Source organism: Collinsella sp. AF18-8LB, assembly GCF_003459795.1.
In the GTDB taxonomy this organism is placed as follows: domain Bacteria; phylum Actinomycetota; class Coriobacteriia; order Coriobacteriales; family Coriobacteriaceae; genus Collinsella.
Window position 1 is genome coordinate 1 of sequence record NZ_QRWU01000007.1, and the last position, 25135, is coordinate 25135.

The 25135-nt window shown below is 53.6% G+C and carries 25 protein-coding genes and 1 tRNA gene; 3 read left to right on the forward strand and 23 right to left on the reverse strand.

Annotation, left to right across the window (positions count from 1 at the left end):
• Positions 1 to 149 precede the first annotated feature (149 nt).
• The 12 genes from DWX25_RS07230 to DWX25_RS07290 all read right to left on the reverse strand — a co-directional run bounded on the left by DWX25_RS07230 (position 150) and on the right by DWX25_RS07290 (position 9406).
• The gene (locus tag DWX25_RS07230) at positions 150 to 1307 is read right to left on the reverse strand and encodes a hypothetical protein (RefSeq protein ID WP_147335828.1); all 1158 of its coding nucleotides are present in this window, start codon (positions 1305 to 1307) and stop codon (positions 150 to 152) included.
• Positions 1308 to 1677: 370 nt separating this feature from the next.
• Positions 1678 to 1752, reverse strand: a tRNA-Val gene (locus DWX25_RS07235).
• Between the two features lie 138 nt (positions 1753 to 1890).
• Complete coding sequence (locus tag DWX25_RS09810) at positions 1891 to 1950, reverse strand: hypothetical protein (protein WP_369832071.1); 60 nt, start codon at positions 1948 to 1950, stop codon at positions 1891 to 1893.
• A 101-nt stretch (positions 1951 to 2051) separates the two neighbouring features.
• Positions 2052 to 2252, reverse strand: coding sequence for a hypothetical protein (locus tag DWX25_RS09550; protein WP_199406672.1), 201 nt, complete (start codon positions 2250 to 2252; stop codon positions 2052 to 2054).
• A 301-nt stretch (positions 2253 to 2553) separates the two neighbouring features.
• Positions 2554 to 2862 carry a type II toxin-antitoxin system RelE/ParE family toxin gene (locus DWX25_RS07250; RefSeq protein WP_199412334.1) on the reverse strand — a complete coding sequence of 103 codons (309 nt, stop codon included), beginning with the start codon at positions 2860 to 2862 and terminating at the stop codon, positions 2554 to 2556.
• A 2-nt stretch (positions 2863 to 2864) separates the two neighbouring features.
• Positions 2865 to 3233 (reverse strand): hypothetical protein, encoded by a 369-nt coding sequence (locus DWX25_RS07255; RefSeq protein WP_117636992.1) that lies wholly within the window; start codon positions 3231 to 3233, stop codon positions 2865 to 2867.
• Between the two features lie 509 nt (positions 3234 to 3742).
• A complete protein-coding gene (locus tag DWX25_RS09815) occupies positions 3743 to 3949 on the reverse strand; it encodes a nucleotidyltransferase family protein (protein ID WP_117799288.1) in 207 nt (68 codons plus the stop codon).
• A 3-nt stretch (positions 3950 to 3952) separates the two neighbouring features.
• The gene (locus DWX25_RS09555; RefSeq protein ID WP_117799287.1) at positions 3953 to 4216 is read right to left on the reverse strand and encodes a hypothetical protein; all 264 of its coding nucleotides are present in this window, start codon (positions 4214 to 4216) and stop codon (positions 3953 to 3955) included.
• Between the two features lie 17 nt (positions 4217 to 4233).
• Complete coding sequence (locus DWX25_RS07270) at positions 4234 to 4758, reverse strand: hypothetical protein (protein ID WP_117799286.1); 525 nt, start codon at positions 4756 to 4758, stop codon at positions 4234 to 4236.
• Between the two features lie 23 nt (positions 4759 to 4781).
• Positions 4782 to 5366: a hypothetical protein gene (locus DWX25_RS07275; RefSeq protein WP_117799285.1), complete on the reverse strand. Its 585-nt coding sequence runs from the start codon at positions 5364 to 5366 to the stop codon at positions 4782 to 4784.
• 255 nt (positions 5367 to 5621) lie between these two features.
• The gene (locus DWX25_RS09395; RefSeq protein ID WP_147335827.1) at positions 5622 to 6740 is read right to left on the reverse strand and encodes a hypothetical protein; all 1119 of its coding nucleotides are present in this window, start codon (positions 6738 to 6740) and stop codon (positions 5622 to 5624) included.
• Between the two features lie 251 nt (positions 6741 to 6991).
• Positions 6992 to 9406: a hypothetical protein gene (locus DWX25_RS07290; protein ID WP_147335826.1), complete on the reverse strand. Its 2415-nt coding sequence runs from the start codon at positions 9404 to 9406 to the stop codon at positions 6992 to 6994.
• Positions 9407 to 10015: 609 nt separating this feature from the next.
• Between DWX25_RS07290 and DWX25_RS09455 the strand changes: the two genes are divergently transcribed.
• The 3 genes from DWX25_RS09455 to DWX25_RS07315 all read left to right on the forward strand — a co-directional run bounded on the left by DWX25_RS09455 (position 10016) and on the right by DWX25_RS07315 (position 11776).
• Positions 10016 to 10177 carry a hypothetical protein gene (locus DWX25_RS09455; protein ID WP_158557594.1) on the forward strand — a complete coding sequence of 54 codons (162 nt, stop codon included), beginning with the start codon at positions 10016 to 10018 and terminating at the stop codon, positions 10175 to 10177.
• A gap of 81 nt (positions 10178 to 10258) precedes the next feature.
• On the forward strand, positions 10259 to 10597 hold the full coding sequence (locus DWX25_RS07300) for a hypothetical protein (protein ID WP_117799280.1): 339 nt from the start codon (positions 10259 to 10261) through the stop codon (positions 10595 to 10597).
• Positions 10598 to 11383: 786 nt separating this feature from the next.
• Entirely contained in the window at positions 11384 to 11776 is a 393-nt protein-coding gene (locus tag DWX25_RS07315) for a transposase (RefSeq protein ID WP_255412945.1), read from the forward strand.
• A gap of 362 nt (positions 11777 to 12138) precedes the next feature.
• On the opposite strand, the gene DWX25_RS07320 is transcribed toward DWX25_RS07315, so the two are convergent.
• The 11 genes from DWX25_RS07320 to wecB all read right to left on the reverse strand — a co-directional run bounded on the left by DWX25_RS07320 (position 12139) and on the right by wecB (position 25134).
• The gene (locus tag DWX25_RS07320) at positions 12139 to 12804 is read right to left on the reverse strand and encodes a hypothetical protein (protein WP_117799277.1); all 666 of its coding nucleotides are present in this window, start codon (positions 12802 to 12804) and stop codon (positions 12139 to 12141) included.
• A gap of 419 nt (positions 12805 to 13223) precedes the next feature.
• Entirely contained in the window at positions 13224 to 14201 is a 978-nt protein-coding gene (locus DWX25_RS07325; RefSeq protein ID WP_255412946.1) for an acyltransferase family protein, read from the reverse strand.
• A 99-nt stretch (positions 14202 to 14300) separates the two neighbouring features.
• A complete protein-coding gene (locus tag DWX25_RS07330; RefSeq protein ID WP_117858890.1) occupies positions 14301 to 15644 on the reverse strand; it encodes an amino acid racemase in 1344 nt (447 codons plus the stop codon).
• A gap of 12 nt (positions 15645 to 15656) precedes the next feature.
• Positions 15657 to 16262, reverse strand: a complete 606-nt coding sequence (locus tag DWX25_RS07335) for an HAD-IB family phosphatase (RefSeq protein WP_117799275.1) — start codon at positions 16260 to 16262, stop codon at positions 15657 to 15659.
• A 21-nt stretch (positions 16263 to 16283) separates the two neighbouring features.
• Positions 16284 to 17114 (reverse strand): phosphorylcholine transferase LicD, encoded by an 831-nt coding sequence (locus tag DWX25_RS07340; protein WP_117799274.1) that lies wholly within the window; start codon positions 17112 to 17114, stop codon positions 16284 to 16286.
• Between the two features lie 85 nt (positions 17115 to 17199).
• Entirely contained in the window at positions 17200 to 18666 is a 1467-nt protein-coding gene (locus tag DWX25_RS07345) for a lipopolysaccharide biosynthesis protein (protein WP_117799273.1), read from the reverse strand.
• The gene (locus DWX25_RS07350) at positions 18659 to 19891 is read right to left on the reverse strand and encodes a glycosyltransferase (protein ID WP_158557592.1); all 1233 of its coding nucleotides are present in this window, start codon (positions 19889 to 19891) and stop codon (positions 18659 to 18661) included. Before DWX25_RS07350 ends, DWX25_RS07345 begins: the two co-directional genes overlap by 8 nt.
• Positions 19892 to 19941: 50 nt before the next feature.
• Positions 19942 to 21117 (reverse strand): glycosyltransferase family 4 protein, encoded by a 1176-nt coding sequence (locus DWX25_RS07355; RefSeq protein WP_158557591.1) that lies wholly within the window; start codon positions 21115 to 21117, stop codon positions 19942 to 19944.
• Entirely contained in the window at positions 21114 to 22583 is a 1470-nt protein-coding gene (locus DWX25_RS07360) for an O-antigen ligase family protein (protein ID WP_117799294.1), read from the reverse strand. Before DWX25_RS07360 ends, DWX25_RS07355 begins: the two co-directional genes overlap by 4 nt.
• Positions 22556 to 23968, reverse strand: a complete 1413-nt coding sequence (locus DWX25_RS07365) for a glycosyltransferase (protein WP_199412335.1) — start codon at positions 23966 to 23968, stop codon at positions 22556 to 22558. Before DWX25_RS07365 ends, DWX25_RS07360 begins: the two co-directional genes overlap by 28 nt.
• Positions 23950 to 25134: a non-hydrolyzing UDP-N-acetylglucosamine 2-epimerase gene (gene wecB, locus DWX25_RS07370; RefSeq protein WP_117799270.1), complete on the reverse strand. Its 1185-nt coding sequence runs from the start codon at positions 25132 to 25134 to the stop codon at positions 23950 to 23952. The genes DWX25_RS07365 and wecB overlap by 19 nt, the downstream gene beginning before the upstream one ends.
• Position 25135 lies beyond the last annotated feature (1 nt).

Sequence of the window (25135 nt, forward strand, 5' to 3'; positions counted from 1 at the left end):
ATCAAAACCGCAGGTAGACGACTTGCGCATTCCGTGAAATGCAGGGCATGGACGGCCGGCCCGGGTCCAGCCCCGTAATCCGGCATAGTTTTGAAATGACATTAATTCACTAACAGGCAAACTAGGTAGTTCTAGCGCCTTGTCGCCGGCTAATTTCCGATTTCCAACCAGTTGCACAAAACATTTGCTCGCAGTCTCGTCTCGGCGCACTTCATTGCCTCAGTTTTGGCTTTATAGCGAATCCCTAAACGGTCGCAGACACTTCTGACGATGGTGTCTAGCTGCTTTGAATCGTTGAGCATATCGTGAGTCACCAGGAATACATCGAATCCCATGCTCTGCAACGCAGTCATGCGTTCCGCATCGTGGTCAAGTATTGCACCTGAGCCATGAATGACTTCACCTTGGATTTCGATAATTGCCCCTTTCATAAGAATCGGATTTACGATCACGATGTCGCCATAGCAAACCTTTTGACCTGCGATGCTTTGGGCCGCCATGGATAGAGGGGTTAAATCGTTGAGGTACACGTATCTGAATCCTGCACCACCTAGACGTCGAGAACGACTTAGAAGCAGGACCCCAGCGACCTCGAGCGGAGACGCAGCAATGCCGATAACCTGCTGAGCGGCATCATAAAACTGCTTTCCCCACATTTGACTTTTGACCTTGTCGGCGAAACGATGCAGGTCGCTCAGTTCGATGAGCGGCTTTCTCATCCAGAGAGAAGTACCTTTGAGTTTCGTAACCTCTCTTCCATCTTCACGCTTGCTCGTTTGGCTATCATTATCTGGGTCCTTAACGGTTGCGCGGGCATAAACTCGTTTCCAAGGAACCTCGTCTTCGCCCTCTCTTAGTTCGAACAAATCCTGCGTGCTGGAATTGCGATTCTCCTCTACCGCCATTTTTAGCTGCATTTCGGCAGCGGGAACCGGCTCGAAAACAGAAAACCAGCCGCAAAGTTCGTACATGGCCAGTACGAGATCTATTTGGGACACAAAGCGTGTCATAGTAAATAACGTGTTAAGTGGATTGGTGACACTAAAGCCTAAATGAGTGTCGATTGTTGTGCCGGCATCCGATGCCCCTTCCCAGCGAATAGTAGAGCGCAATCCCGAGTGGTGATTACAACAACCTGGCGAAGCAACAGCGATAATCGGGGTCTTGAGGACATCGGTTACAAAAGGGGCTTGGGATAGAGCTCGCCAGCCATCTTCGGAGCTGGGTAAGCGCGGGTAGAGGTCGCGCACCTGCGGTGGGCAGCGCCAATAGCGGAATGCAGTGTTTGCGCAGACGATTTCGTCCATTTGCGCCTCCCCTGGTTTCGGCCTCGGACCTTGCGGATTGCGGGTAAGGTCGATTATCTACTGGCGCATCATGCGGGTAAGTACGGGAAGCTGACCAAACACTGACCAAAAGCTTGGCGCAATCCGTTGAAAAGCCGCCATAGGCATGAACGCGCTGGTACAAGCTGTGAGCCAGCGGTCTCTGTCTCCACAATTGCACATAGATTACGCAGGAAATTCAATGAATGAACGCAGACGCATTTTGCAAAACGCGCAATGACGACACCTAAGGTGTACTGCGTAACATATAACGCCTTAGGTAACTTCGCTTCGATTTTGGTTCCAAAAAGAAAAAGGCCAGAGGCATAACACCTCTGACCTGCACTTTTGATGGTGGGCGATACAAGATTCGAACTTGTGACCCCATCCGTGTGAAGGATATGCTCTACCCCTGAGCCAATCGCCCGTCGCCTTTCGGCAAAAGAGATACTAACATAGCCGCGCGTGGTTTACCAAGAACTTTTTGCCCTCGATTTTAAATTCGTGGGTGCTAGCCAAGCCAACACAATCAAAGCAATCGGAAAAACCGCAGTTAAACCAGCATTTATCGCTTAATCCATGAGGTCTCGGGGCGGCAGATCAGTCGCGCGTTGTTGTAGGCCATGTCGAGCGTGAGGCAGGTGCGTGCGCGTAGAAACCGTCCTCGCGGTGGATGGCCGGCGCCAGCTCGGGCTTGTCGACGGTCAGGCACAGCGGCAGCAGTAGCTAGATCCGGCCGCCGTAGAACTGCGCACCCGCCAGCACGGACTCGACGCGTCCGAGCTTGAGCGCAGCCCGGTCCCCTGCGGCGTCGGTCGTATAACAGCGTCCGATCGTCATGAGCCTGCATAGCATGCTCATGACGGCCGCGACCATGGCCCCGAGCAATCTAGCATCATCGAGCACCAACGATGCGAACGCCATCATGAGTTCTCCAAGAGCCTGAGCGCGTTGGGCATGTCCGCAATATTTGACTGAATGGCCTCGTCGATCAGGGCGATGCTGTCCAGATCATCGGGTAAAGTGCGGGGTGCTTTCGGCGCGATAGGGTCGGTTGCGTCTGCTGTACAGTTGTCAAAAGTCATGCTTTCAGGATAATTGCTGCAACAACTATCAGGGCATGTCGTTGCATTTAACGTTTTCATCACGCCGTCCATCTGCTGACTGAATCCGAGCGTTTAACCCGGGCATTTCGACCATGCAACCTAAATTGATATTCTTGAGGCAATCAATCATCGCTGTCCAAGCGTCTAGATGCCAGGTCGAAAACCTTGCCCTTGTCCCTTGCACCTATTGCGATGATTTGAACTACTTCGACGTGCCCATCGCGGATGCAATAAATTACGCGAATGCCATCAGTGCGAAACTTAAGTTCCCTACAACCTGCAAGAAGACCCGAAAGCGGCTTGCCAATTTCATCGGCCCGAAGTGCAAGACGCGCAATGCCTTTGTCCACCATAGCGCGAACCGAGCCATCGAGTGACAGATACTCTTTTTCGGCAGTCTTGTCGTAAAACTTAACCTTAAACCTAGCCACACTCACTCGAACAGCTCCTCGTCGGAAATGGGATCGGTCGCCTCGGCTTCTAGCATGGCCTCGAACCTCTCACGTCCCACGGTATCGGAGAACGGAATGCCCTTGCGATTCGAATCAGTGTCGCCCTGCGCGAGCCTTGCAGCGGCTATAGCGTGCAGGCGCTCCTCTCGGAGCTGTTCGAGTTCGACCGCCATCGCTTCGAACTCGTCGAAGCCAACGATAACAGTATCGATGCCATCGTTCCTGTCTGAGACAAATTGCGGCTCTCTTCGAGCGCGACGTCTCGCTTCGCCAAAATTTTTGCTTGCCTGCGTCGAAGTTAGCACCTGTTCACGTCCGAAAACGAGTTTCTTGTCTATCACGGCAACCATAGCAACCTCCTTTAAAATCTTTCTCTAATACGTATTATAGTTTCATTTAAATACGTACGTAAAGGAAAGTTAAACAGCAATATTCTTACTATTGATTGTTTCGGATGAACGGGGTTCGAATCGTACTCCAGAGTAACCGGTTGCCTGACAGGGTCTTCGATGACGCAGTTTAGGGTCTTTGCGAGCGCCAATGCCGAAGAGACCGAGGTACGGCGTAGGTCGAGTCGGATCTGCTCGTAGAGCTGTATAACGCGAAGTAAACCCTCGATTGGGTGGCGAGCTATTTTGGCGTTAGACCGGCTGGGCTTTCCCGTGGCTATTAACGCATCCCCATCGCGGATGGCCTTTAGGCTCTCAACGTTGAGTACATCGGGAGGATCAGGTAGCAGGATGGTATTCGTAAACTCATCGTCCCGCACATGTTACTTAATAGATGCGCACCTCATCTTGCTCGATACTTTTGCGGAAGGGCGGCGCGTGTGCTCTGGTGGGTTGGTGACGATATCAACCTATCGTCTAAGTACCTTCTCGAGCTCATGGGAGAGTTCGTAAAGCGCGCCGAACGTCATGGTGTTGCCGCAGACTAGGCGCAAGTCAATATCGCTATCGGGCCTTTGCTCGCCTCGGGCAAACGAACCAAATAAATATGCTTCGCTGACGTCGTATTGAGCAAGCACGCGAGAGGCGGAGGTGGATATGTCGGTAGGCGAAATCATGGGTTATTTGCCGTTCAACAGTAGAACGTCAGGGGGCCAGCGCCGAAACCGCCGATCCGGTTTTTGCCGTTCTGCAAGCTCGAAGATAAATGGGGCGTTTGATCTAACGAACTCGGTCATAAAATCCAGATCGTCAGTAGAAAAACCTTCGACATTGAACCAATTAACCGTAGGCAAGAAGCATTCCGTATGGTCAAAGCCAAGGCCAACCGGACGCTCGACGGCTACGCGAATGGTCCCGTCATCCCTAGCATAAGCAGAGTTCATTACTCCGCCCCGCTGTCCTAAATAAACTCTCCCGTCACCAGGTCAACGAAGTCCGCGAGCTTTATCTTTCCGGAGAAGCCGCTCCCCTTGTACTTTCCCGCATAGGTCTCAGAGTCGTACTTGAACGAAATGTTATAAAGCTTTCCGGTCTTTGTCTTCCTGATCAACCCGTTTTCCAACATGTAGCTCAGTACCCTCTTATGGCTTTCTTTATCGTTGCCGTTTAAGTAAAAGCAACAGACACCTTGTTTCGAGCCCGCCGCGATGAGTGTTTCGGGATTGGAGTATTTGGCCTCTACGACGACGCCATCAAGAACTGCGGTTCCGACAATGTCGTCCATGAGGGCGGTTTTGAATGGAGAGAAGAAGAACATCCATTTGCCGCATTGGACGGGATCTATGTCGTGGATAAGTTCCTTATTGATAAACCAGATCCACGAGTAAGATTGTACTCTGACAATAGAGCCAGAATCGTTTAGAGGCGTTTCTTCGACGGACGGCGTTAATTCCTCGTTGTTGCCTGTGTTATTTGAGCTTGCCATTTCATTTATCCTAACATTCGCCCTTAATAAAGCTCCTCGCCAGCAGCCTCGAGCGCTTGTATCGCTGCGCGTTTTAGCTCATTGAGACTATCGTAGCCGCTTCCCGACAGCGGGATTATTCGCACGTTGAATGAGTCACCGTATTTGTAGTCGGCATTCATATCGCAATTGCCCCTACCGAGAAACTGTATGGCCGCCCGGTCAATCGCTTTTTCGCTTTGGCCTACGTAGTACAGATCTTTGGTTGCATTATGGACAATGAAGATGCCAGTAATTTCGCCTTGCTGTGTCAGGGCCTTTCGCTGAGCCATAAACTCTTCGGCGCTTGCGGCGATTTGAGGATCATCTTCTAGGAGCGATTGGCGTAGTTTAAGAAGTGCTTCTTGCTGCTTCGAAGCGATCAAGATAATTAGGAGACCATCCAAGAACAAGCCGAAAAATATCAAGGGGAAAGACGGCACGCGATTTACGCCAACGCTGAGCGGCCAAGCTATAAATGGGCTGCCAAGGATAAATATAAGCCCGCTAACGCAAATGACCTTTCCTGCCTGAATTTGCCTCCTTGGAGGGGCCGAAGCGACGGTTTTAATTTGATAGTAGTTCCTCATGGTATGACTCCAGTGATATAGGCAATTGGATCCAAATGGAGCTTTATAAACGGCAGTATTTGAATTGCAATTATCTTATCGCTCTGGCAGATAGGGTGTAAGGCTCAACATCGGTAATGGATCGAGAGGCAGTTGAGCTGAACAAAATAGTTCCGTCGCAGCGATGGCTGATACGGTACCAATCTCTAAGAAATTGATTTAGTGGAAGGCTAAAGGCTTCTGCAATAGCTGCATTCACCCCTCCCCTGGTCTCGCTTAAACGGGGCCTTGGCAGCGATATGCGACGGCTAGAAACACTGTTCCCAACAGGAAAAGCGTCACGGAAGCGGCGATCCAGTTGGTGTCGCCGGTCTTGGGGAGTACCGCAGTGGCCGCGGTGGCGGTCTTGGGCTTGGAGGACGTGGACACCGTGGTCTTGGTTACCGTCGTCTTGGACGTCGTTGATGTCTTAGTTGGCGTGGCCGTAGGTTTCAGCACGGGATTTGCCGTGGGCCCCGTGGTGGGCTCTCCAGCAGCGGGGCTTGAATCGGCGGGAGACTTGTCCGCGCTATCGCCAGTCACCTCGCCCCTGTCGGTCTCCCCCGCCGGCGGCGTGGCGACATCGGGCTCAATCACCACATGCGGTGCCACGGCACCGGAGGCATCCACCACGCCGCTAGCAGCAAAAGCCCCACCGGCTGGCGTCACAAATCGTGCGGACACAAGCGACCCGCCTGTGCACGCAATGCCGCCATCGGCACCGGCCGCGTCAAGCCACGAAGCGTCGACGGAAAGCCGACAGCCGGCCGCGCCATCGCCAAGGCCCGCATCCTGCAGATACACGCCGTAGGCGTGCACACCCGCTCCGGACCCGACGCCCGCGGCAACGACGCGCCCGCCGCCGCGCACGGCCAGGTCGCCTGCGATCACGCCGGCGACCGCCTCTTCCGTAATATCGGCCCCGCCCGCCCGGGCATCGACGGTGCATCCTTCCACCACGAGCGCCTGCGAGGCGTGGATCCCGCACTGCGAGCCCGTCGCCGTCAGGGTCCCAGTACCGCGAAGCGTCAGGTTGCCCCACACCTCCATGCCGCACAGCGTGATGTCCGCATCGGGCACATGCGACTCCGTCACGGAGTTTTGCCCGGCAAGCGTCAGCACCAGGTCGCCGTCGGCGCCGATGGCCTCGCCCGCGTAGCCGTTAAGCTCCAGGTGGTAGGCATCGGTCCAGGTCCAGCCGGGTCCCGACACGCCCGGCTCGTAGTACGTCGCGCCTGCGATGATGAGGCTCTCCGCGCCCGCGGCATAAGAAGGCCCGCCCAGCAAAACGCATAGGCAGGCCATGGCAACAATCGCAAAGTAATGACGGCTGGTGTAGGACTCGGCAGCAAACATACCCGCTCCGATCTCGCAGGAGCCAATAGAATGTGCACCAGAAAATGCCCTGGTAGCAGCAGTTATTAGTTTAGCGAGATCAAGCCGAGAAGAAAGAAAATGCCCCGGAGAAGTGCCAATAATTAGGTGTAAATCGTTTTGCCAATCGGTGAAAGGAGGGGTCTTCAATATAGTTCAGCTGTCACTAAGGCCCATAATCCACTTCGTAACATCATACGGCCGCATTAATCTTTACTCTCGGGGGGGGGTAATTACCGTTCAAAAGTAATCGGAATCCTCAGACAGTTCTTGAGTTTTTTGAGAGAAGAATGTATCGCATTAAAAGCTGTCAATCCAAAAAATCGTCGACTTTGACATACGATCTCCTCCTGGTCTATGCTGTCTACCTCATTCTCAACAATTGTTTCAAGCCCCTGCAACCTTTTTAGCATCATATAGGTGCAGATCACGGTAAGTCTGTAGGCGAAAGCGACATCTGCGGAACCTTGGTATTGACGACCATGGATGCAATCGTTTCTGATGTTATATCCGTTAGAAGAGTACATAACTAAGTAGACAAATAGGAACTCTCCGCATCCTTGGATAGTTCCCGTAAGTTCACGAACGCTTCCTATGAGGTCAGCCAAGACGCCTGATACTTCCCTAAGCTTGTTAAAGGAATCCCTATTTGCTTGGAAGGGAACAATGGAAAACATCTCTCCTATGTTTCTAATAGTATTTTCAAGAATAGGAAATAGCTGCGTAAGATGACCGAGGGTCGGCCTGTTGCCAGGATTGGGCAAAAGCTCGTATTGACTTGGAGCAAGTGTAACCACCTTGTCATAAACGGGCTCTATGACAACCATGCTGCAAACCAACTGGATATTCCTGTTGAGCTTTTCAAAGAAACCGTCAAGCATAACTTGCTCGCTAAGATGATTGATGAAGCGATAAGAACGCTCCTTGTAAACCCGTTTGACTTCATCTGCAATCATTTTATCGATCGAGCGCGCATCATCTTCTATTATTACGTGAACGTGATTGGGATAGAATTCACTGACTGTTGTCTTGCCAAAAAGGTAAGCAATTAAGTACTTTGACATGTCCTCTAAGCTGGATGAAATTGAATCATCGGAAAGCTGTAATAAAGATTGTGCAAATCCGTGGGGTGATTCTAGAAACTGCTTATTTAGCATTTTGATTTCCGTGTTTGGAATGGAGAATTCTCGCGTAAAGCAATGCATTCCCGATACAACTTGACTGTAGTATCTATCTTGCCAAGTATGTCTAAGAGCTATAATTAATTTTTTTGCCCAATTGTTATTCACTCCAGGATTGCTCAAAACATCTAATAAAAACATCATTGCGGAATAGAACAGCTCCGCAGTTTCAACATCGCTATGCCCTGTGTGCTTATAGAATAAGTCGAGTGCGCACGCTGCATCCTGCTGACTGCAGTATTTAGCGCTTAGGGGGTTTTCAAATAGGGCCAACAGGTCGTGTGCAGTATTGACCTTCTTTAAATTTTCGGCAAAGAAATCTTGGCATTTCGTTTTAAATAGAGCTATTTGCTCCTTTGTCATCGGAATTGAATGTTCCGACATATAACGAAGATCGTTGTAATCAGTACGGTCTTTTAGAAGTTCATTCATGCTTCGAAAATAGGCTGTCTGAGCTTCTTTGCAAAATAACGATTTCCTCTTTAGCTGAGTGACAATATCAATCGCTGTGCACTGAATAAGGTACAACGGTTCACTATTGTCTATTATTCGCTTGGTATGATTTATGGTTAGTTCAACCAGAATGCTTTGGCTACGGGTCGAAGGAATTTCATTCCATTTCGCAAATTCTATAGACTCAAGTAAGCAAATCGCACGTTCATCGTCAAAGACATCCTTTGCTTTTAAAAACATGCCTTCTGTCCATGCAGAGCTATATGACGATTTTTCACCTTCACCAAGGCTGATCATTGGAGTAAGTTTTCTATTTTGGTAAGAACTCCTAAAAGCATCGCAAAGAAGAGCCTCCTGCCATGTTTGAAAAAGCTCCCGATCAACGTGTTTAAAACTGAGGAAATCAGCATCAAAGTTGTCATCCATTAGTTTAATAACGCTATCGCATTTGATTGGTGCATCGACGCACTTAAAATTGCGCCGAAGCGTTTCGGTAACTAGTTCAATTCCCGTTAAATTGATTCTCCCGGTTAAGTATTCAAGTTTTGACCATTCATCGTTTAGTGCAGTAAAGTCATACAGCTGATGGAGATTTGAATAAAAAATGGGACGGGTATCAATAAGGGCATTTCTGCCAGTCAATTTATTGAAAAGGAAAGTTGCATAGGACGCTACGCCAAGCATGCCGAAAAACCCAACATGTTCGTCATAATCTTCTGGCTTGGTCATTCCGCTTCTAAGGAGAACGCAATCGTACAACTTCACCAGCCACATTGATGAAATATCTGGTTTGAAATCGCCAACCAAATCGACGACGCTAGCAAGAAAATCAAAGGGCTCATGAAGCGTTGTCAATACGCCTAGAAATTCATTTACTGAAGTGATTTCTTTGGGTGCAGAGAAGCGCTCTTCAGTGCATTCAATTAGCCACTGCCAATTCGATGATTTGTTTATCCGTTCTTCTGTAAACCTAACCTTGATATCATGTTCGTAATAGCCAATCCCCTTCTCCATCTTCATGTCCTCTTTCACGTTCGATTGTTTGTACCAATTGTCATGCTAAACATATGGAATAGATAGTGCATTAGAAGTAATATTTGCTTCTAGTTACAAACGTACTGATGCTTCAACTACGAAAATTAGCGCAATAATTGAAATCGATCCCTAGGGAACTAATATTGTCCCCAGGGATCGATTAATTCGTTATTGTTGATTTTCTACCAGTTTAGATAACAGGTGATAAGTCGGGGACCGCAAGGCCCCCGAATGCTATGTCCTTCCGAGCCAAACAGAGAATTTGCCCGAGCGCCCGCCCGGATCTTTGTTTGGCGACAATCCCTCCGGGCGGGCGCTCGGGCAGATGGGATAGATCCATATGGGAAAGGCAAACCCCTTCGGGGCGCTCGTGGCGGGCCTCACCGCCGACGAGTTCCTGCTGCACTGAGAAGCCGTCGACGAGACGCGCGGCTGCGGCGGGAGGCTCACCTCCCTCACGAGCGCCATTCTTGAGCACTGCCGAAAGGTACTCCCTGTCTGGGTCACTTTCATTAGACTCATGCGCCCCATCGTCCCCGTCGAGTGCGCTGCCGAGCTGTGTGGCGTCGGCCACAAGACGGACTTTGAGTGGCGGTACGCGCGATCGCCACGGTAACCGGCTACCAGGACCGGTTTATACTGTGCGACACCTTCTGGATTGACGAGACCCACATCAACGACACAGACCCCTCCAAGGGTTACGAACAGGTGCATAAGCGTGGTCTAACCCGTCAAAAGCCGTGCGTCTGAGTCGCCTTCGATGTCCATAAGAATCCCGTCGCGGTCGTCCTCGGCCACGGGAAGCCCAGCTCGGCGCGCGTGAGGAAGGCCATGGGCGGCAGGATAGCGCCCGGGTCGCTGCTCATCCACGACCTCGAGCAGGCGCACGGCGCGCTAGTCAGGGACGGCAGGCGCGAGAGCGGGGCGCACAGGGCTTATGAGAACGACCCGGTCTGCCTGGACCGGATGGAGACAGTGAACGACCTGTGCTCTTGGCTCAAGCGCTACCTTTGGCGCTTCACGGGGATGTCGCCGCGGAACCTGCCGGCCTACCTCGACTGGTACGTCTACCTCTTCCGGGTCAACCAGGCCAGGGGCAGATGGGACCCGATCGAAAGCGCGGTGCGCCATATCCTGATGGCCGACGCGACTTACCGCAGCTTGGGGTAGGTGCGGTAAGTCGCGTCATCTGAACCGTTGCACTACTAATCATCCCGTAATCCATCAATTCATCCAGCACCAATTAGGACCTGCTAGTTTTATTTGCCGCTGAATTGCTCCCCGCTTGTTTTGCTGACATAGAGTCGAGTATGAAGCGGCAAGAGCATTTTCTTTCTCAAAGAGTTCTTGCCGCTGTTCTAGCTCGCATAGCTTTTCAGAAGCCTGTTCAAGCGTCCATTGATATTCCCTTGCATTCTGGAGCGTCTTATTAAATAGAATCTGATACTGATACATTGAAAATAAAAGGGATAGATAAGCGTCTAGGAATTCGGCAATTGCCTCCCCACTCTTTCCCTTGAAGCAAAATCTCGCCTCCATGGCGAGCGATCTCATTTCATCAAGTTTTAAATGCAATTTGAGTTGAAGGTCGGCATCAAACACCTTATTAATTGAGGCTGAAATTGATTGCAGGTACGTGGTGTTAGTCAGTCATACAAATAGTAGGTCGATAGCCATTTGCGGTTCGTCATCATGTTCTAAGTTCTCCGCGTTATTTGCGTAAACGCTCATGAGCTTATCGACGTTTATCCATATATTTAAACGTCGATTAAATAGAGACTGTTTATTACTGAGACGAGCTTGGGAACAAGAAATGAGCAATGCGATGATTGCCACAATCGCCGAGATGTACTCAGGTAGATTCGTTAGACCCATTGTCTCCTCCGCTATCAAGAATCAATTGGCAATACTACAATTATCGCTCTGCATTCAGTACCTTATATGGTGGCGTGCGAGATGCTGGAGGGGTGCTGCCCGAGGACGGCGAGGGTGCTCGAGGCGGAGCCCGACGCGCTCGCGTACCTGGACTTCCCGCCGTCGCACTGGAAGCGCCTGCGCACCAACAACGTGCAGGAGCGCGCCAACAGGGAAATCAAGCGCCACTCGCGCGTGGTGCAGGTCTTCCCGCCGGAGGGTTCGCTGCTCAGGCTCGTGGGCGCCGTCATGTGCGACCAGGCCGAGACATGGTCCGGCTCGCGCTACTTCTCGGAGAGGAAGATGGCCGAGATGCACGACGCGGCGCTCCGGAAGGGCGCCTCGGGCCGTCATGACTGGGCCAAGCTGGAGAAGACCGCCAGGAAGATGGTCGAATCCAGCCTTGAGCTTGCCGACAGGGTGGACTCTACCTAGGATATCGATAGATTCCGGATCCTGGACACAGGGGCCAAAGAGCCAATTACACCAACTTACTTGACACTACCGTCGACGCGTCAATGCCAATTAAGGCGGCAGACCTTAATCCTTGCCTTGCGAGTGCAAACGCGAAGATGGCCAGAGATGACCGCCGCTGGCATATCGCTTACACACCCACAGCACGATGATTGACGCACATGACCTCTCATTTGATGGATCCCGACCATCGGATCGTGACTATCGAGTAATTCGGATATCTAAAAGCCTAGAAAACAAGCGCAGCATTCGGGGGCGCAGGTTCCCCGAATGCTGCGCCTTTTCCAGCCAAACAAAGAATTCACTCGAGTGCCCACCCGGATCTATGTTTGGTGACAATTTCTCCGGATGGGTGTCCGGGCGAATGGGACAGATCCATATGAGAAGAGCGAACTCCTTTTCTGTGCCGAGCTGGGCTTCCCGTGGCCGCAGACGACCTCGACGAGGTATTTGTGGATGTCGATGGCGACGCAGATGCACAGCTTCTGGCGGGATAGGCCGCTCTTCCAGACCTGCCCGTAGCCCTTGGAGAGGTCGGTGTCGTTGACGTAGGTCTCGTCCACCCAGACGGTGTCGCGCAGCACGATCCGGTCCTTGTAGCCGGATACCGTGGCGATCACGCGGTGGCGCCACTCGAAGGCCGTTTTGTGGGTGACGCCGCTCGGCTCGGCCGCGCACTCGACGGGGAAGTTGTGGCTTATGACCTTGAGGAAGGAGACCCAGGTGGCAAGGGATTGCGGCAGTGCTCGAGGACGGCGCCCTTGAGGAAGGTGAACCTCCCGCCGCAGCAGCGGCAGCGCCACTTCGGGACGCCGGCAGTGATGGAACCGTCCATCCAGGCGCCACGAGCGCCGTACCCCGGACATTTCAGGTCCGTCCGATAGGATTGCTGCCTCGACGAGCGTGCCCACGCCGACCTCCTCGCGGCAGCGCCTCTCGTCGACGGCTTCTTTGAGCAGCTGGAACTCACCGGCGACAAGGCCCGCCACGAGCGCCCCGAAGGGGTTCCATAGGCTGCAGGATGGCACACGGGTCGCTGCTCATCCACGACCTGGAGAGGGCGCATGGCATACTGGTCAGGGACGGCAGGCTCGAGAGTGAGGCGCACAGGGCTGACGTGAACAACCCTGTGCGCCTGGAACGGATGGAGATGGTGAACGACCTGTGCTCCTAGCTCAAGCGCTGCATTTGGCGCTTCACGGGGTCTTCGCATAGAAACCTCCAGGCCTATCTCGAGCGGCACGTCTACCTTTTCAGGGTCAATCAGGCGCGCGACAGATAGGATCCGTCTGCAGGGGTGGTGCGGCATCACCCCTTATCAAAATTGTTAGAAAAACAAATTATCCCGGGGCGCGTTTTGAGAAACGATGCGCCCCGGGATTTATTCTTTAACAATAAAATGCAGTTCTTACTTGAGCTTCTCTTTTCCGAACAGGAACCCGACATGCTTTTCGCAGAAGTCGACAAGCGGTATCAAGATGGCCATGGCCAAAATGAACAGCAGCAACGCCATTCCGTTCGAATCAAGATAAATCCCAGCTAAAGGAAGGACCCGCACCGTCACAGCCCGTAATAACGAGATAAGACGAAAGTGGAGCACAAATGCGATAACGCTGACCTGTCCAAACCAAGTAAAGAAAGAAACGCCTTCGAGCAACCGTCCGAGCAGGCACACCCACACCGTTCCGATCAAAGCAGTAAAGTAGAAAAGCGGCCAGAAGCCAAACTCGCCTTCGTACATGGCGATTGGCACATTCAGCTGGGAAAGCGCGAAAAGCACTAGGGCCAACAAAACTATCACAACCCTCTTGGCGGGCTTCCCGATCGAAACCTTGCAATCCAGCAACTGCCAAACATGCCCGAGGCAGAAGAAGAACAGCCCAGCGAGAACTGTCTCGGGGTAAATGGGGCAAACCGCAATGTTCAGGAGGTCTGCAATCGGCGCCGCAAAGCCCACAGCGCAAAGCACGACGACCCAAACCTTTATCGAGTCCCCGCAAGCCCTCGCAAGCCAGTAAAACGCTAGCAAGCTGAGATACAAAGTCGGAAGGAACCACACTAGAAGCGAGTTCACAATCACCGTCACTGAGAAACCCTGTGAGAGCACAGCGTAGACGAACACGATTGCCGCGAGCGTCAGCTGTGGAATGAGCAGGCTGTGTGCCTTCTTGATCGTCCAAGCCCTGAAGGATCCGTCTGACGTCTTGGTGCACATACCGGACAGGAAGAAAAACACCGGCATATGGAAGGAAAGGATGAAACGATTTACTGGATCCTCAAGCCCGATGTAGCAGTGGCCAAGAATGACGAAAAGCATCGCAATGCCTCGCGAGCAGTCAATCCACCCAATCCTCGGAGAAGCCCCCCGACTACAGCCCTCTCCCATTTGTTTAGTATTTGTCTTGTTCAAAGGTTGTTTCCTAAATCAAATGTTACCAACGCTTTATTACCTACGTGACAATGAACAACGGCAAGACGGGGCCGCCTACCTAATGGGCCGCTTCACCTCAGCCCCGACCCGCACCACATAGTCGATGGCGGCTTGCATCGGATCGAGCAGTTCCACGCCCTCGATGGGGCTATCAGCCAGCAGCGGCAGCTCGGTACAACCAAGGATGACGATGGGCTCGTCCAGCTCGCGCACAAATGCCGCGAACTCCGCCTTGGCTGCATTGTTCACCTTGCTCTGCTTCACCACCTCGATGAATCCGCGTAGCCTTTCCTGCATTCCGTCACCTGCAGGTACCACTTCCACGCCCTCGCAACCGAAGCGATCCTGGTAAATGCCAGAGGCTATCGTCCCCTCGCTTGCTAACAGGAATGCTCGCTTAACTCCCCTGCTTGCGGTGTCCGCTGCCAACAAGGCGATCATGTCCACGATGTATCCTGCAGCCTCGGGTGCGAGCGCCTTTATCTCATCGAGAAAAACATGCGAGGTGTTGCAGGCTAGGAAGACATGAGTGGAACCCCCCCCCACGAGATTTTTGACCGATTCGGCCAGCTGGCGCACCAACTCGTCGCGTCGCTCGCCGTAAAGGATGGCGCGAACGCGGCTCGGCATCGTGCAACGGTTGTCTATAAGGATTCTGGGACGTTCCCATTCGTAACGGGCAGGGAACGCGTCGACCAGGCGCTTGAAGAAGCCCACGGTGGCATAGGAGCCCATACCGCCAACGACGCCCACGGTCAGCGCGTCGGAGTAGCCTCCCTTCACCCAGCGCACTGCGCGGTCGTAATCATCGGGGGTGTCGATCTCCTTGGTGCGCAGGTATATATAGGGCATGGGGAGGAAGGGCTCGATCAGCTGGTAGGTGTGTCCCGATCCGTCGAGGATCTTATCCGCCTTAACCTGCGTCACGCCCGTCCACTCGTACTGCCCGTGCTCGCGCGAGAAGCCGACCACGTCTGTTCCCTCTACGTCGGCGAGTACGGGATTGTCGGTGCCGGGGGCGGTCACGCCCACAAACTCACCGTCTGCCTCGATGACCTTTCGCATGTCTTCGGGATGCAGTAACAGGTCGCCGTCGATGGTGAGAATGTAATCGTTAGCGTGCTTGGCGGCCAGACGCACCGAATCGCCAGTGTTCGTGTGCGCGAAATCGTGGTTGAACACGAACGTCACGTCGGTGCGGTAGGCGTTAACAGCCTCGATAACCTTCTCGGCTTGGAAGCCAACAACCACGCGAACATCGTCAACCTCATCGAGCATTTTCAGATTACGCATAATTAGCGACTCGCCGGCAACGTCCACCAAGCATTTCGAAGTACCAAGACCCAGGCGCTTGCCCATACCCGCGCAGCTGATAATTACAGTTTTAGATATTGCCATCTCTCGTTCTCCCTAGCTCAGTCGCCTGAGGAAGTCGACCAGGCGGCTCTCCTCGTAGATCGCATGCGTGCACACTTCGAGTACCGAAGGCGCTATTCGGCGTACGCCACCGAATCCGATGCCTATCTCGGCCATCGAAATCATGTCAGCATCATTGCTGCCATCGCCCACCGCCACGAGCGGTCCAACAAATTGCTCGACCGTCAGACGTTTATCAATAACACTGGCAACACCCAAGAGTCGACCGTCCGAAACGATTCCGCGCGAGCAGAAAACGCTGCCTGTCAGTCCTATTCGTTCGATAAGGCCAGCTATCCACACGTCTAAGTTGCCCGTTACCACGAAGCAGCGGCCCTTGCGCTCACGCATGAAGGCGCACACCTCCTCGTGCACGGGTATCCCGGCTATCGCATTGGACACATCAGCCACGGGCACATCTTTCAGCAAGTCAACCCGTGAAAGGAAGCTCTCTCGGAAGGGGAGCCCCCCACTCATGCACTTTTCAGTCAGGTCGCGCATCTCCTCGCCGCGCCCGACGGACTCGGCGATCGTCGGCAGTATTTCCTGCTGGGTTATCGTCGAGTCGAGGTCAAATAAATAAATTGGCTCTTCAGCCATCGTCTGTCTCCTGTCTTGCTACTATTCTACTCGCCAGGTTTTTTGGGGATGATGCCATCTCTTTTCCTCTGGGGGCAGCTGCATGTAGTCGCCGTAACTCTTTCTCAGGTACTCGTCCCAGCACGACATACAGGGCTGCATCGTGTCACCGAAGGGCATCATCACTGTGCGCTCGAACCCTTCCCGGGGAATGGACTTGCCTTTGAATGTGCAACCGTAAACCGGACACGCGACACGCTCGGCGGTCTCGAAGGGAGTAGCCTTACAGCGCGCATCGATTTTATTGGCGAGCTTCACAGGGTTCACAAGCAAACGGAAGACCGGCTGCGTTACGCCCTTGAAGGCTGCTTTGCACTTGTTCTTGCTGCCCTTGGTGAGAGCCAGGTTGATCAGCTTCTCCCTGAACCAACGCCAACTGACAAGCTTCTCGTATTCACTACCGTCATCGGGCACCCCATCGATGGGGAATACGTCTATCCACAGGTAGCCCTCGTAGAACCCCTCGACCGAAACTTCCTGGGCGCGTATAGCGGGGTTTGTCATCTTCGAGAACGCATAGTGGTACGAGCCGTCACGGCAGGTCTTAATACCCAAGCCCGTTGCTGCCTTGAACTCGTCAGCGTGCTCCAGCCACTTCTCGTAGTCAGGACGCGGCATGTATATGTCCAGGTCGTCGTCCCAGGGGATAAACCCTTTGTGACGCACTGCGCCCAGAAGTGAGCCATCGGAGAGGCTGTAGCGAATGCCGTACTCCTTGAACCACGGCCCAGCCGTCTTAAGCATTGTAAGCAGTTCGCATTGTATCTCCTCGAGTGACAAATAATCGCGTCCGCCATCAAGTACATCGTCCATTGATAGATTCCTTCGCTTCTGACTAATGTCGTTTTACATTCCTCTAACCCTCGCGTTACAAATAGACGCCAGCGGCCAAGATCCGTCAGCTCGATTTCTTCCTGCGAGACGCCTTCGCGACCATTCTCTTAACCATTTCAAAGTTCTCGCTGCCGACGACGATCGACTCGACCGCGTATACCACTGCCCCCACGGCGACTTGCGCGACTAGCAGGACCGGAAACGGTAGGCCCGTCACCGTCAACGCATAAACAGCCAGGCCCATAAGGAAAGACATGAGGAAGTTGGGCGCGCATGCCCTGAGCTGCTCGCCCAACGTCACGCCGAGCGCAGTCTGCAGCGGTACAGCGCTTAGTACCGTGCCAACGACTTCGCCCAGAAAAGCCGCCGCAAGTATGGCAAAAGGCGAGTCGAATAAAAACGCTGCTCCGGCCAGCAGCACGAGCCCAATCAGACGCTTCACGACGATGACCCTGAGATAATCGCCACTTCGCCCGATTGCGTTGAGCGCCTGCAAGCCTGCCGTTTGGAAAGGAATCAGCAAGCAAATGGCGCAGTAGATGACAAGAAAGGGTACGGCCCCCATCCACTTGTCACCCAAGACAAGCCAAACGAGTGGCTCTGCCACACAGGCAAGCCCTACCATCAGCGGAAACACAAAGTACGTGCTGGCCGAGATTATCTTGAGGAGAAGTTTTCGAAGTCCCGGCAAATCGTCCTGCCTGAGCGCGTAACTTGGGAACATGACCGACTGTATGGCGCCGTCAACATTGTTGATGAGTATCAGGGGGAACATTTTGCCCTTGTCACAGTACGCAAGAGTTTCGGCGGAGAACTTTTTGCCGATGATGAGGCTCTCCAGATTGTGGTAGAAGGTGTCGACCAAGTTCGCGCCGAGTAGCTTCACGCCGTAATGCAGGAGCCCCGCGGTCCTGCGCAAGGAAAAGCCGGCCTTCGGAAGCCACCTCAAATGCATATAAAGCAGCAGGCAATCTACCAGCTTGTTCCCAAGTTGGTAGACCACAAGAGCCCAGGCGCCGAATCCAGCAAGGGCCATCCCTACCCCCACGCAGCCGGCCAGCGCCACGGCAGCGAGGCTGCACTTCGCCTGCACCCTGAACTCCATCCGCTTGGAGAGCATGGATATCTGTAGCGAGTTGAACGCGCCAGGGAAGAGCACTAGCGCAAGCCCCCTCAAGAGTCCCTCGAGCTGCGGCATGCCGTAAAAGGCAGCTATGGCGGGCGAGCAGAGGAACAGAAGGGCATACAACAGCATTGCCATCGCCATGCTGTAGAAGAACACCGCGGAGCAATCGGTGTCATCGGCATCGGCCTTCTGGATTAGCGCCGAGCTCAGCCCAGATTCCACGAATACCGTCGCCAGGCTGATGAACACCGAGAGCATCGAGACCGAGCCGTACTCGGTTGGCTCGAGAACCCTTGCGATTACGATGGAGACTACCATCTGGATGACCTGCGCGCCGAACCTCTCGCTAATCTTCCAGAACAGCGACCCCGTGATCGAGCCGCCCTGTCGAGCCCCGCTACCCACGGTGCCAGCCTTGCTTCAGTGGAAGGTCGAACAGGTCGCAATACGAGTCGGGCGTGCAGTCGTAAAAGGCTGACTCGATGTCTGCATACTTGATTTTTCTACCGGTACTGCAAACGAGAAAGTCCTCCACCCTGCGAGCTGCCGCTTCCAAGTCGGGGTCTCTTTCATCAAGCAACAGACTGTTGGGGTAGCGACCAAGAATCGGCAGGCACGCCTCGTTGTCAATGGAGTAGGTAGAAACGATGGGCTTGCAGCAGCCCATGTACTCGAATATCTTGCCGGATATCGCGTTGGGGTTCTTGACCCCCATATTGAGAAGGACGTCGGCATTCGCCAAGACGCCGATCAGCTCCTCGTGCTCTAAGAATGGGACGAATTTGACCATGTCCTCATAGGGCGCGAGCTTGGCTTTGAGCCCTCCCGTCCCGCTCGACGTGATGACCCAGAGAGTAACGTCCGCGCTGCGGACTCGGCTCAAGACGGAAACGATGTACTCAAGGTTGCGACCCCAGAGGTTTCCGGCAAATACGACATTTATCCTGTCGGGTTCGAAATCGATTACGCTGTCCTTTCCGATTGGAACGATCTCTTGCAGATAGGGCACACCCTTGAAGCAAAGTCGTCCTTCGGCATCCGCTTTCAAGGCGTAGTCCATCTCCATTAGATGCTCCCGATGGCTGAGCATCGCCACCGAGCAGTCTGCCGCTCCGACAACACGCCTTTCAAGGCGGCTGCGCTTCCTATCGATAAAAGCTTTCGGAAGGTAACCGGGGCGCGTCCCCCCGGAAAGAGCGTCCCAGAAGAACTGAATGTAACGGATTTCGGGATGGACCTCCTTAAGCCTGAGCCCGGCCATCATGGTCTCGTACCCGAAGTGCTCACACGCGACGATGTCGAAGCTGTAGCGGCGTTGTAGGCTCTCCGCCTGCTTGACGAATTGCCAAACTCGCAAGGGGTGATAGCAAGGGTAGATAGGCGCGGTCAACACTTGGTCAGCCCGCAGCAAGACGCGATTGAGCGCACGGACAAGCCTCTCCTTGGTGGTGCCAGGCTTGCGCAATGCCCTGTCACTGGCTTCGAAATACGGCCCGACCTGAAAACGATGCACGTGCACGCCGCCCACTTCCTCTTCGAGGGGTTGACCGTAATATCGCATGCACAGGCAATGTATCTCAGCCTCCCGCGTTACCAGAAGCCTCTGGATGATCATGTCGTCGCACAGCACGTTGGGCGACCTCACGGAGGGGTAGGACTGGGCGATAAACAGAACTCTCCTCATTTGTGCTCCCCACATTGGAACCAATCCTCGTCAAGGGCTTCGACGGAGCCCAGGGGCCCGTCATCGAAAGGGGTAGCGCTCCCGTCGATGATGAACTTTTCCGAAAAAGCTATAAAACGCTCGGCGGCGATTTGGGCTCCCCACAGCCCATGCACTTTCTCCTGCGCCGCGCTGCCCATCGATTCAATCCTAAGGCGGTCGCGCACGACCCCCATCACTACCTCGGTTAGACTGTCGATGTCCTCAGAACGAAACACGGCACCGTCCAACCCGTCGGCTATCAGGAAGGGGACAGAGCCAATCTGACTGCTTGCGACAACGGCGCACCCCATCGACATCGCTTCGTTCACGGTCGCACCCCAACCCTCCTTCCTGTTGCTGGTGGCGAGAAAAACGTCGCTCCTTCTCATAAGGTCGGCCGTGTCGTTCTTTGAAAGGGTTCCGAGGAACGCCACCTCATCCTCGACGTTGAGCTCCTTGGCCAGGCCCTCCAGCGCCTCACGCTCGGGGCCGCCCCCAGCGATCTCCAACCGGAACGGGACGCCCGCCTCTTTCAGACGGGCAGCCATGCGCACCTGGAGGTCAACACGTTTCAACGGGATAAGGCGTTGGGCGGATCCCAGAGCCACACCCCCTTGAAGCAATGGCCCACGCGCTATCATGGGCGTAGTATCAACCTGAGGGAAATAGCCCCATTTCAGGCACCTCTCGACTGGAAAGCCGAATCGTGCCAGGTCGCCTGCGGCAAAACCGCTGATGCACAACACGTACATGCGCGACCTCTTGTACCGCGTGTACCAATCCCAGGTCCGGTATATCTTCGGGGGTGCCCAGCGCCACCAGGCACCGCGCTTGAGCAGACGCTCGGTCGCCCTAAAGAACGGCTTGCCCGTCTTAGCACGCGCCTTCACATATTCCTCGTGGCCACCCATGTGCTGAAACACGACAATGTCGTCCTCGACGGCGTGCCTCATCGCCTCAGCGGCATCGGACTCACCTTCGTACGCCTTGACGACAAACGGATAGTCGTTGTCGAGGTTCTTCCTGCCCACGTTGCCACCGCCGGCAACCAGAGAGACGCATGTATAGTTGACATCTGACATCGAATCGAATGCAAGTGCCAGAGGAAGCTGGTGTGCGTTGAGGTAGTTTGAGAAGAAGGAGATATTCAACAACGGTTTACCTTTTTCTTTTTTTCCATATGAACTGCAGTGGAATCGATGCCTTGGTTGGAGCCAATCGCCGTGCCCAATGTAGGCATGCAAAGAATCAAGAAGACGACGACCGGAGCGCCTTGGAAACCGATAGCCATCCAACAAATTGGCGCGCATGCAAAAAGGGAGATAAAGAACATCTCATAGAAATGCCCCATCCCCTCTTTGTTGGCAAAAGCCATCTGAATACAGCTCACGAGCCAAACGGCAAATAATACGCAGCCCACAAATCCATATCCTGAGAAAAGGGACGGAATGAATGCACCGCCGTTAAGCACTCCAACTCCGCCAGAAAGAGCGCGTGCGGCCTCCCCGGATCCCGTAGCTAAAACCCAGGAGGGGAGATTCTGCGCGTAAAAAAATCCTTGATTCCCATCCCCGACCCCTAAGATTGGGTAGCTCTTAAATATCTCAAGGTCGTTGATGATTGTGCTGTTGCGATATGCCGTAGACTGATTAGTAGTGTCTGTAATCTTTCCAAGCACAGTTTGAACGGTTTCAGAAATGTCAGCCGTTCCAGCGTTATCTCCAGAGGTAACAAGAAAAACCGAACAAACTAGCATAATCGCGAGCAAGATCGACGTAACCGCATAAAACAACTTGCTTTTCTTTCCTCGAATGCGCAGCAAGAGTATTGCGATAACCACAAAAGCGACCGTCACATAAACGGTTGTTGATTTCGTCATATAGGCAAGAATTAGAAGTGCAACGAAAGCAGCGCTATACTTCTTACCGTCCCCATTAGCCGCCCTGCAATAGCAATAAGGCAGGAGTAGCAGTCCAAAAGTTTTTCCGACAGAGGAAGGCTCGCTGCATATAACTGATATACGGTTGGGTGCAACTTTCTCAAAAATCGAGAACCAGCCACCTATATCTGTTACGTCAAAAGCAGCAGAAAACCATGGGATTCCTAGCCAAACGCCAGCCTGAATGGTGCCGAAGAACAGGGCAAAAATAAGCAAGGCATCGAAGATGCGGTTTAAAAGTTTTAATGAACAATGAGCATACGCATATGTGACGAAAATAATTATTATCACATCAAACCAGAGCCATAGAAGTCCCTCGCCCACGGCCTCGATCGGCGTTACCCCGAAAAGCTCACCAGTTTGCCCATTAAGAAAAATAGCCATTACTACAGTACTAATAGAGCCGATAAAGGCGAACGGCAAGAAGGCGGTTATCGCTTTGTTGGGTTTAATCTTCCCTTTCTCGGCAATTACCACAACGATTGCGCCTAAAGCAACGAGTAAAAACCCGTTATCGCGTGCATAGCTCGGTATAGCGGAAGACTTTAGAAAAGGCAGCGTTTCTGCAGTGCAGAGAATCACTAGCAGGGAAAAAATAACGAGCGCAGCCTTCGTTTTGGGTTTTTCCGTATTAGACAGTGAATCCGAAATCACGGATTCGCAATCTTTAGATTGCATGATTTTCTCATTTCAAGTCTACTTATTTCATGCTGGATGTCCTTGGCCGAAACAAGCGCCGAATCAGGCATTGAAATAGTTTCGCTACATCCTCCCGTGTCGTAAGTCACCACGGGCGTCCCGCAGGCCTCGGCCTCTAGGTTTACGGTAGGAAAGTTGTCTTCCACGGTCGGGTTGAAGAACACGTCAGCAGAGGTATATATGGCCGCAAGCTGTATTGCAGAGCTAGTCTTGGTCGTCAAAATCATACGACCCCCTCCAATAAGCCGTATAACAGTGACCTCGAGTGTGGAAAAGTCGGCTGGGGCGACAGTGTCCATAGCGGAATCGGCGACCTCGGCGCAAACCGAGTCCGCAGCATCTACTACGGGGGTGCTGCGGACCTGAGGCTCGACGACGGTTGGCCCAAAGGCCACTTCGATATCAGGATGAACAGACACACCATCTGCACTGTAATCCTCTGCGAGCTTCTCTTGATTCTTGGTATTGGGAAGCGCCACAAGTTGCTTCGAGAGCAGCTTAATTTGCTTTTTAGATAGTCCCACGAGTACAATTGCGTACTTTTTACTGTCAAGCAACTCAGCCAAACGAACGAAGGTGGATAAACCTTTTCGTTCGGTCCATGGGCTTGCAACACCCAGAATCATAAAACGATCACTGATGCCGCAGCGCTCGCGGAAATCACTCGGGGTGGGCTTGAAAACGCTCGTATCGATTGTGTTGTGGCGCACCTCGATGGGATAACCCTTTAGAAAGCTCTCCCTCACCAGGTCAGCAAGCCACTGCGATGGGGTGATAATCTTCATGCGCTCGGCGGGCAACAGATTGAAGAGACGTTTCTTCTGCTCGAAGTTCCATGAACAGGAGGATTTAGAGTATGTCTTGGGATAAGTGCTGAGCTGCGAACAAGGTTTCGGATTCGCGCAATATTCCTTCCACTGCGAACAATTCGCACATGTAAAGTATACGCAGTGGCCCGTAAACGCCCAACAGTCGTGTAGAGTCCACTCGACCTTGCATTCATGTTTTACGAGCCACTCGAAAAGCATCTCGACGTTGACATAGTAGCCGTGCAGATTATGCAGATGCACTACGTCAGGCTTAATAACATCAAGTCGAGCAAGAAGACGTTTCGTAGCGTTTTTGCTATGAAATCCCGTTTTACCATCAATGCGTGTCTGAAGCACATCGAGTTTAACCTCTGCATCAGAAGCGAACTTCATTTCGTTCGGATTTTCCGCTTCGCGGCCGCGACCCCAGAACGCATATGAATCTTCGCCGGCAGCTAGAAGCTCTCGATGCTCCTTTATCATTATGCCACCGGTCGAGCCGGTCGCCACTGTGTTTATGTGAGCATAAACAGTCACTAGAGACTCTTCCTCCACACCATCTTGTCCACGACGCCGGTGTAGCTCTGGATGATCTTGACCACCTTGGTGGACACGGTCTCGTCGGCGTAGTCGGGAACGGGAGCCTCGGGCAGCGACCCCTCGGCGTCGAGCTCGACAGCGGTGTGGACGGCCTGCAGCAGACCCTTCTCGGAGATGCCGGCGAGCGTGAAGCATGCCTTGTCCAGGGCCTCGGGGCGCTCGGTCGATGTGCGGATGCACACCGCCGGGAACGGGCGGCCGACGCTCGCGAAGAAGCTGGACTCCTCGGGCAGGGTGCCGGAGTCGGACACCACAGCGAAGGCGTTCATCTGCAGGCAGTTGTAGTCGTGGAAGCCCATGGGCTCGTGCGTGCGCACGCGCGGGTCGAGTTTGAAGCCGGTGGCCTCCAAGCGCTTGCGCGACCGTGGGTGGCAGGAGTACAGGATGGGCATGTCGTACTTCTCGGCCAGCGCGTTGATCGCGGTGAACAGGCTCGTGAAGTTCGCCTCAGTGTCGATGTTCTCCTCGCGGTGTGCGGAGAGCAGCATATAGCGCTTGGGCTCCAGACCGAGTTCGGTAAGAACGTCGGAGGCCTGGATCTTGTCCAGGTTGGCGCGCAGGACCTCCGCCATGGGAGACCCCGTGACGTAGGTGCGCTCGGGTGCGCAGCCGGTGTCCTTGAGGTAGCGGCGCGCGTGCTCGGAGTAGGCCAGGTTGACGTCGGAGATGACGTCGACGATGCGGCGGTTGGTCTCCTCGGGCAGGCACTCGTCCTTGCAGCGGTTGCCGGCCTCCATGTGGAAGATGGGGATGTGGAGCCTCTTGGCCGCGATGGCGGACAGGCAGCTGTTGGTGTCACCCAGGATCAGCAGCGCGTCGGGCTGGACCTGCACCATGAGCTTATAGCTCGCGGCGATGATGTTGCCCACCGTCTCGCCCAGGTCGGCTCCCACGGCGTCCAGGTAGACGTCCGGGTCGTCCAGCGACAGGTCGCGGAAGAAGATGCCGTTGAGCGTGTAGTCGTAGTTCTGGCCGGTGTGCGCCAGCAGGCAGTCGAAGTGGCGGCGGCACTTCTTGATGACCTCGGACAGGCGGATGACCTCGGGGCGGGTTCCCACAATGATCAGGAGCTTCAGGCGGCCATCGTCCTTGAAAGCGATATCGGAACAGTCCTTGCCCATG

Bases quoted from the DNA above. Each gene is read 5' to 3' on its own strand.
- DWX25_RS07255 (WP_117636992.1), bottom strand. From the start codon at position 3,233: ATGGTTGCCGTGATAGACAAGAAACTCGTTTTCGGACGTGAACAGGTG.
- DWX25_RS09395 (WP_147335827.1), bottom strand. From the start codon at position 6,740: ATGTTTGCTGCCGAGTCCTACACCAGCCGTCATTACTTTGCGATTGTT.
- DWX25_RS07325 (WP_255412946.1), bottom strand. From the start codon at position 14,201: ATGGGAGAGGGCTGTAGTCGGGGGGCTTCTCCGAGGATTGGGTGGATT.
- DWX25_RS07340 (WP_117799274.1), bottom strand. From the start codon at position 17,114: ATGGACGATGTACTTGATGGCGGACGCGATTATTTGTCACTCGAGGAG.
- DWX25_RS07330 (WP_117858890.1), bottom strand. From the start codon at position 15,644: ATGGCAATATCTAAAACTGTAATTATCAGCTGCGCGGGTATGGGCAAG.
- DWX25_RS07360 (WP_117799294.1), bottom strand. From the start codon at position 22,583: ATGCAATCTAAAGATTGCGAATCCGTGATTTCGGATTCACTGTCTAAT.
- DWX25_RS09550 (WP_199406672.1), bottom strand. From the start codon at position 2,252: ATGATGGCGTTCGCATCGTTGGTGCTCGATGATGCTAGATTGCTCGGG.
- DWX25_RS07275 (WP_117799285.1), bottom strand. From the start codon at position 5,366: ATGAGGAACTACTATCAAATTAAAACCGTCGCTTCGGCCCCTCCAAGG.
- wecB (WP_117799270.1), bottom strand. From the start codon at position 25,134: ATGGGCAAGGACTGTTCCGATATCGCTTTCAAGGACGATGGCCGCCTG.
- DWX25_RS07270 (WP_117799286.1), bottom strand. From the start codon at position 4,758: ATGGCAAGCTCAAATAACACAGGCAACAACGAGGAATTAACGCCGTCC.
- DWX25_RS07315 (WP_255412945.1), top strand. From the start codon at position 11,384: ATGCTGGAGGGGTGCTGCCCGAGGACGGCGAGGGTGCTCGAGGCGGAG.
- DWX25_RS07300 (WP_117799280.1), top strand. From the start codon at position 10,259: ATGGGCGGCAGGATAGCGCCCGGGTCGCTGCTCATCCACGACCTCGAG.
- DWX25_RS07230 (WP_147335828.1), bottom strand. From the start codon at position 1,307: ATGGACGAAATCGTCTGCGCAAACACTGCATTCCGCTATTGGCGCTGC.
- DWX25_RS07335 (WP_117799275.1), bottom strand. From the start codon at position 16,262: ATGGCTGAAGAGCCAATTTATTTATTTGACCTCGACTCGACGATAACC.
- DWX25_RS07290 (WP_147335826.1), bottom strand. From the start codon at position 9,406: ATGGAGAAGGGGATTGGCTATTACGAACATGATATCAAGGTTAGGTTT.
- DWX25_RS09555 (WP_117799287.1), bottom strand. From the start codon at position 4,216: ATGAACTCTGCTTATGCTAGGGATGACGGGACCATTCGCGTAGCCGTC.
- DWX25_RS09815 (WP_117799288.1), bottom strand. From the start codon at position 3,949: ATGATTTCGCCTACCGACATATCCACCTCCGCCTCTCGCGTGCTTGCT.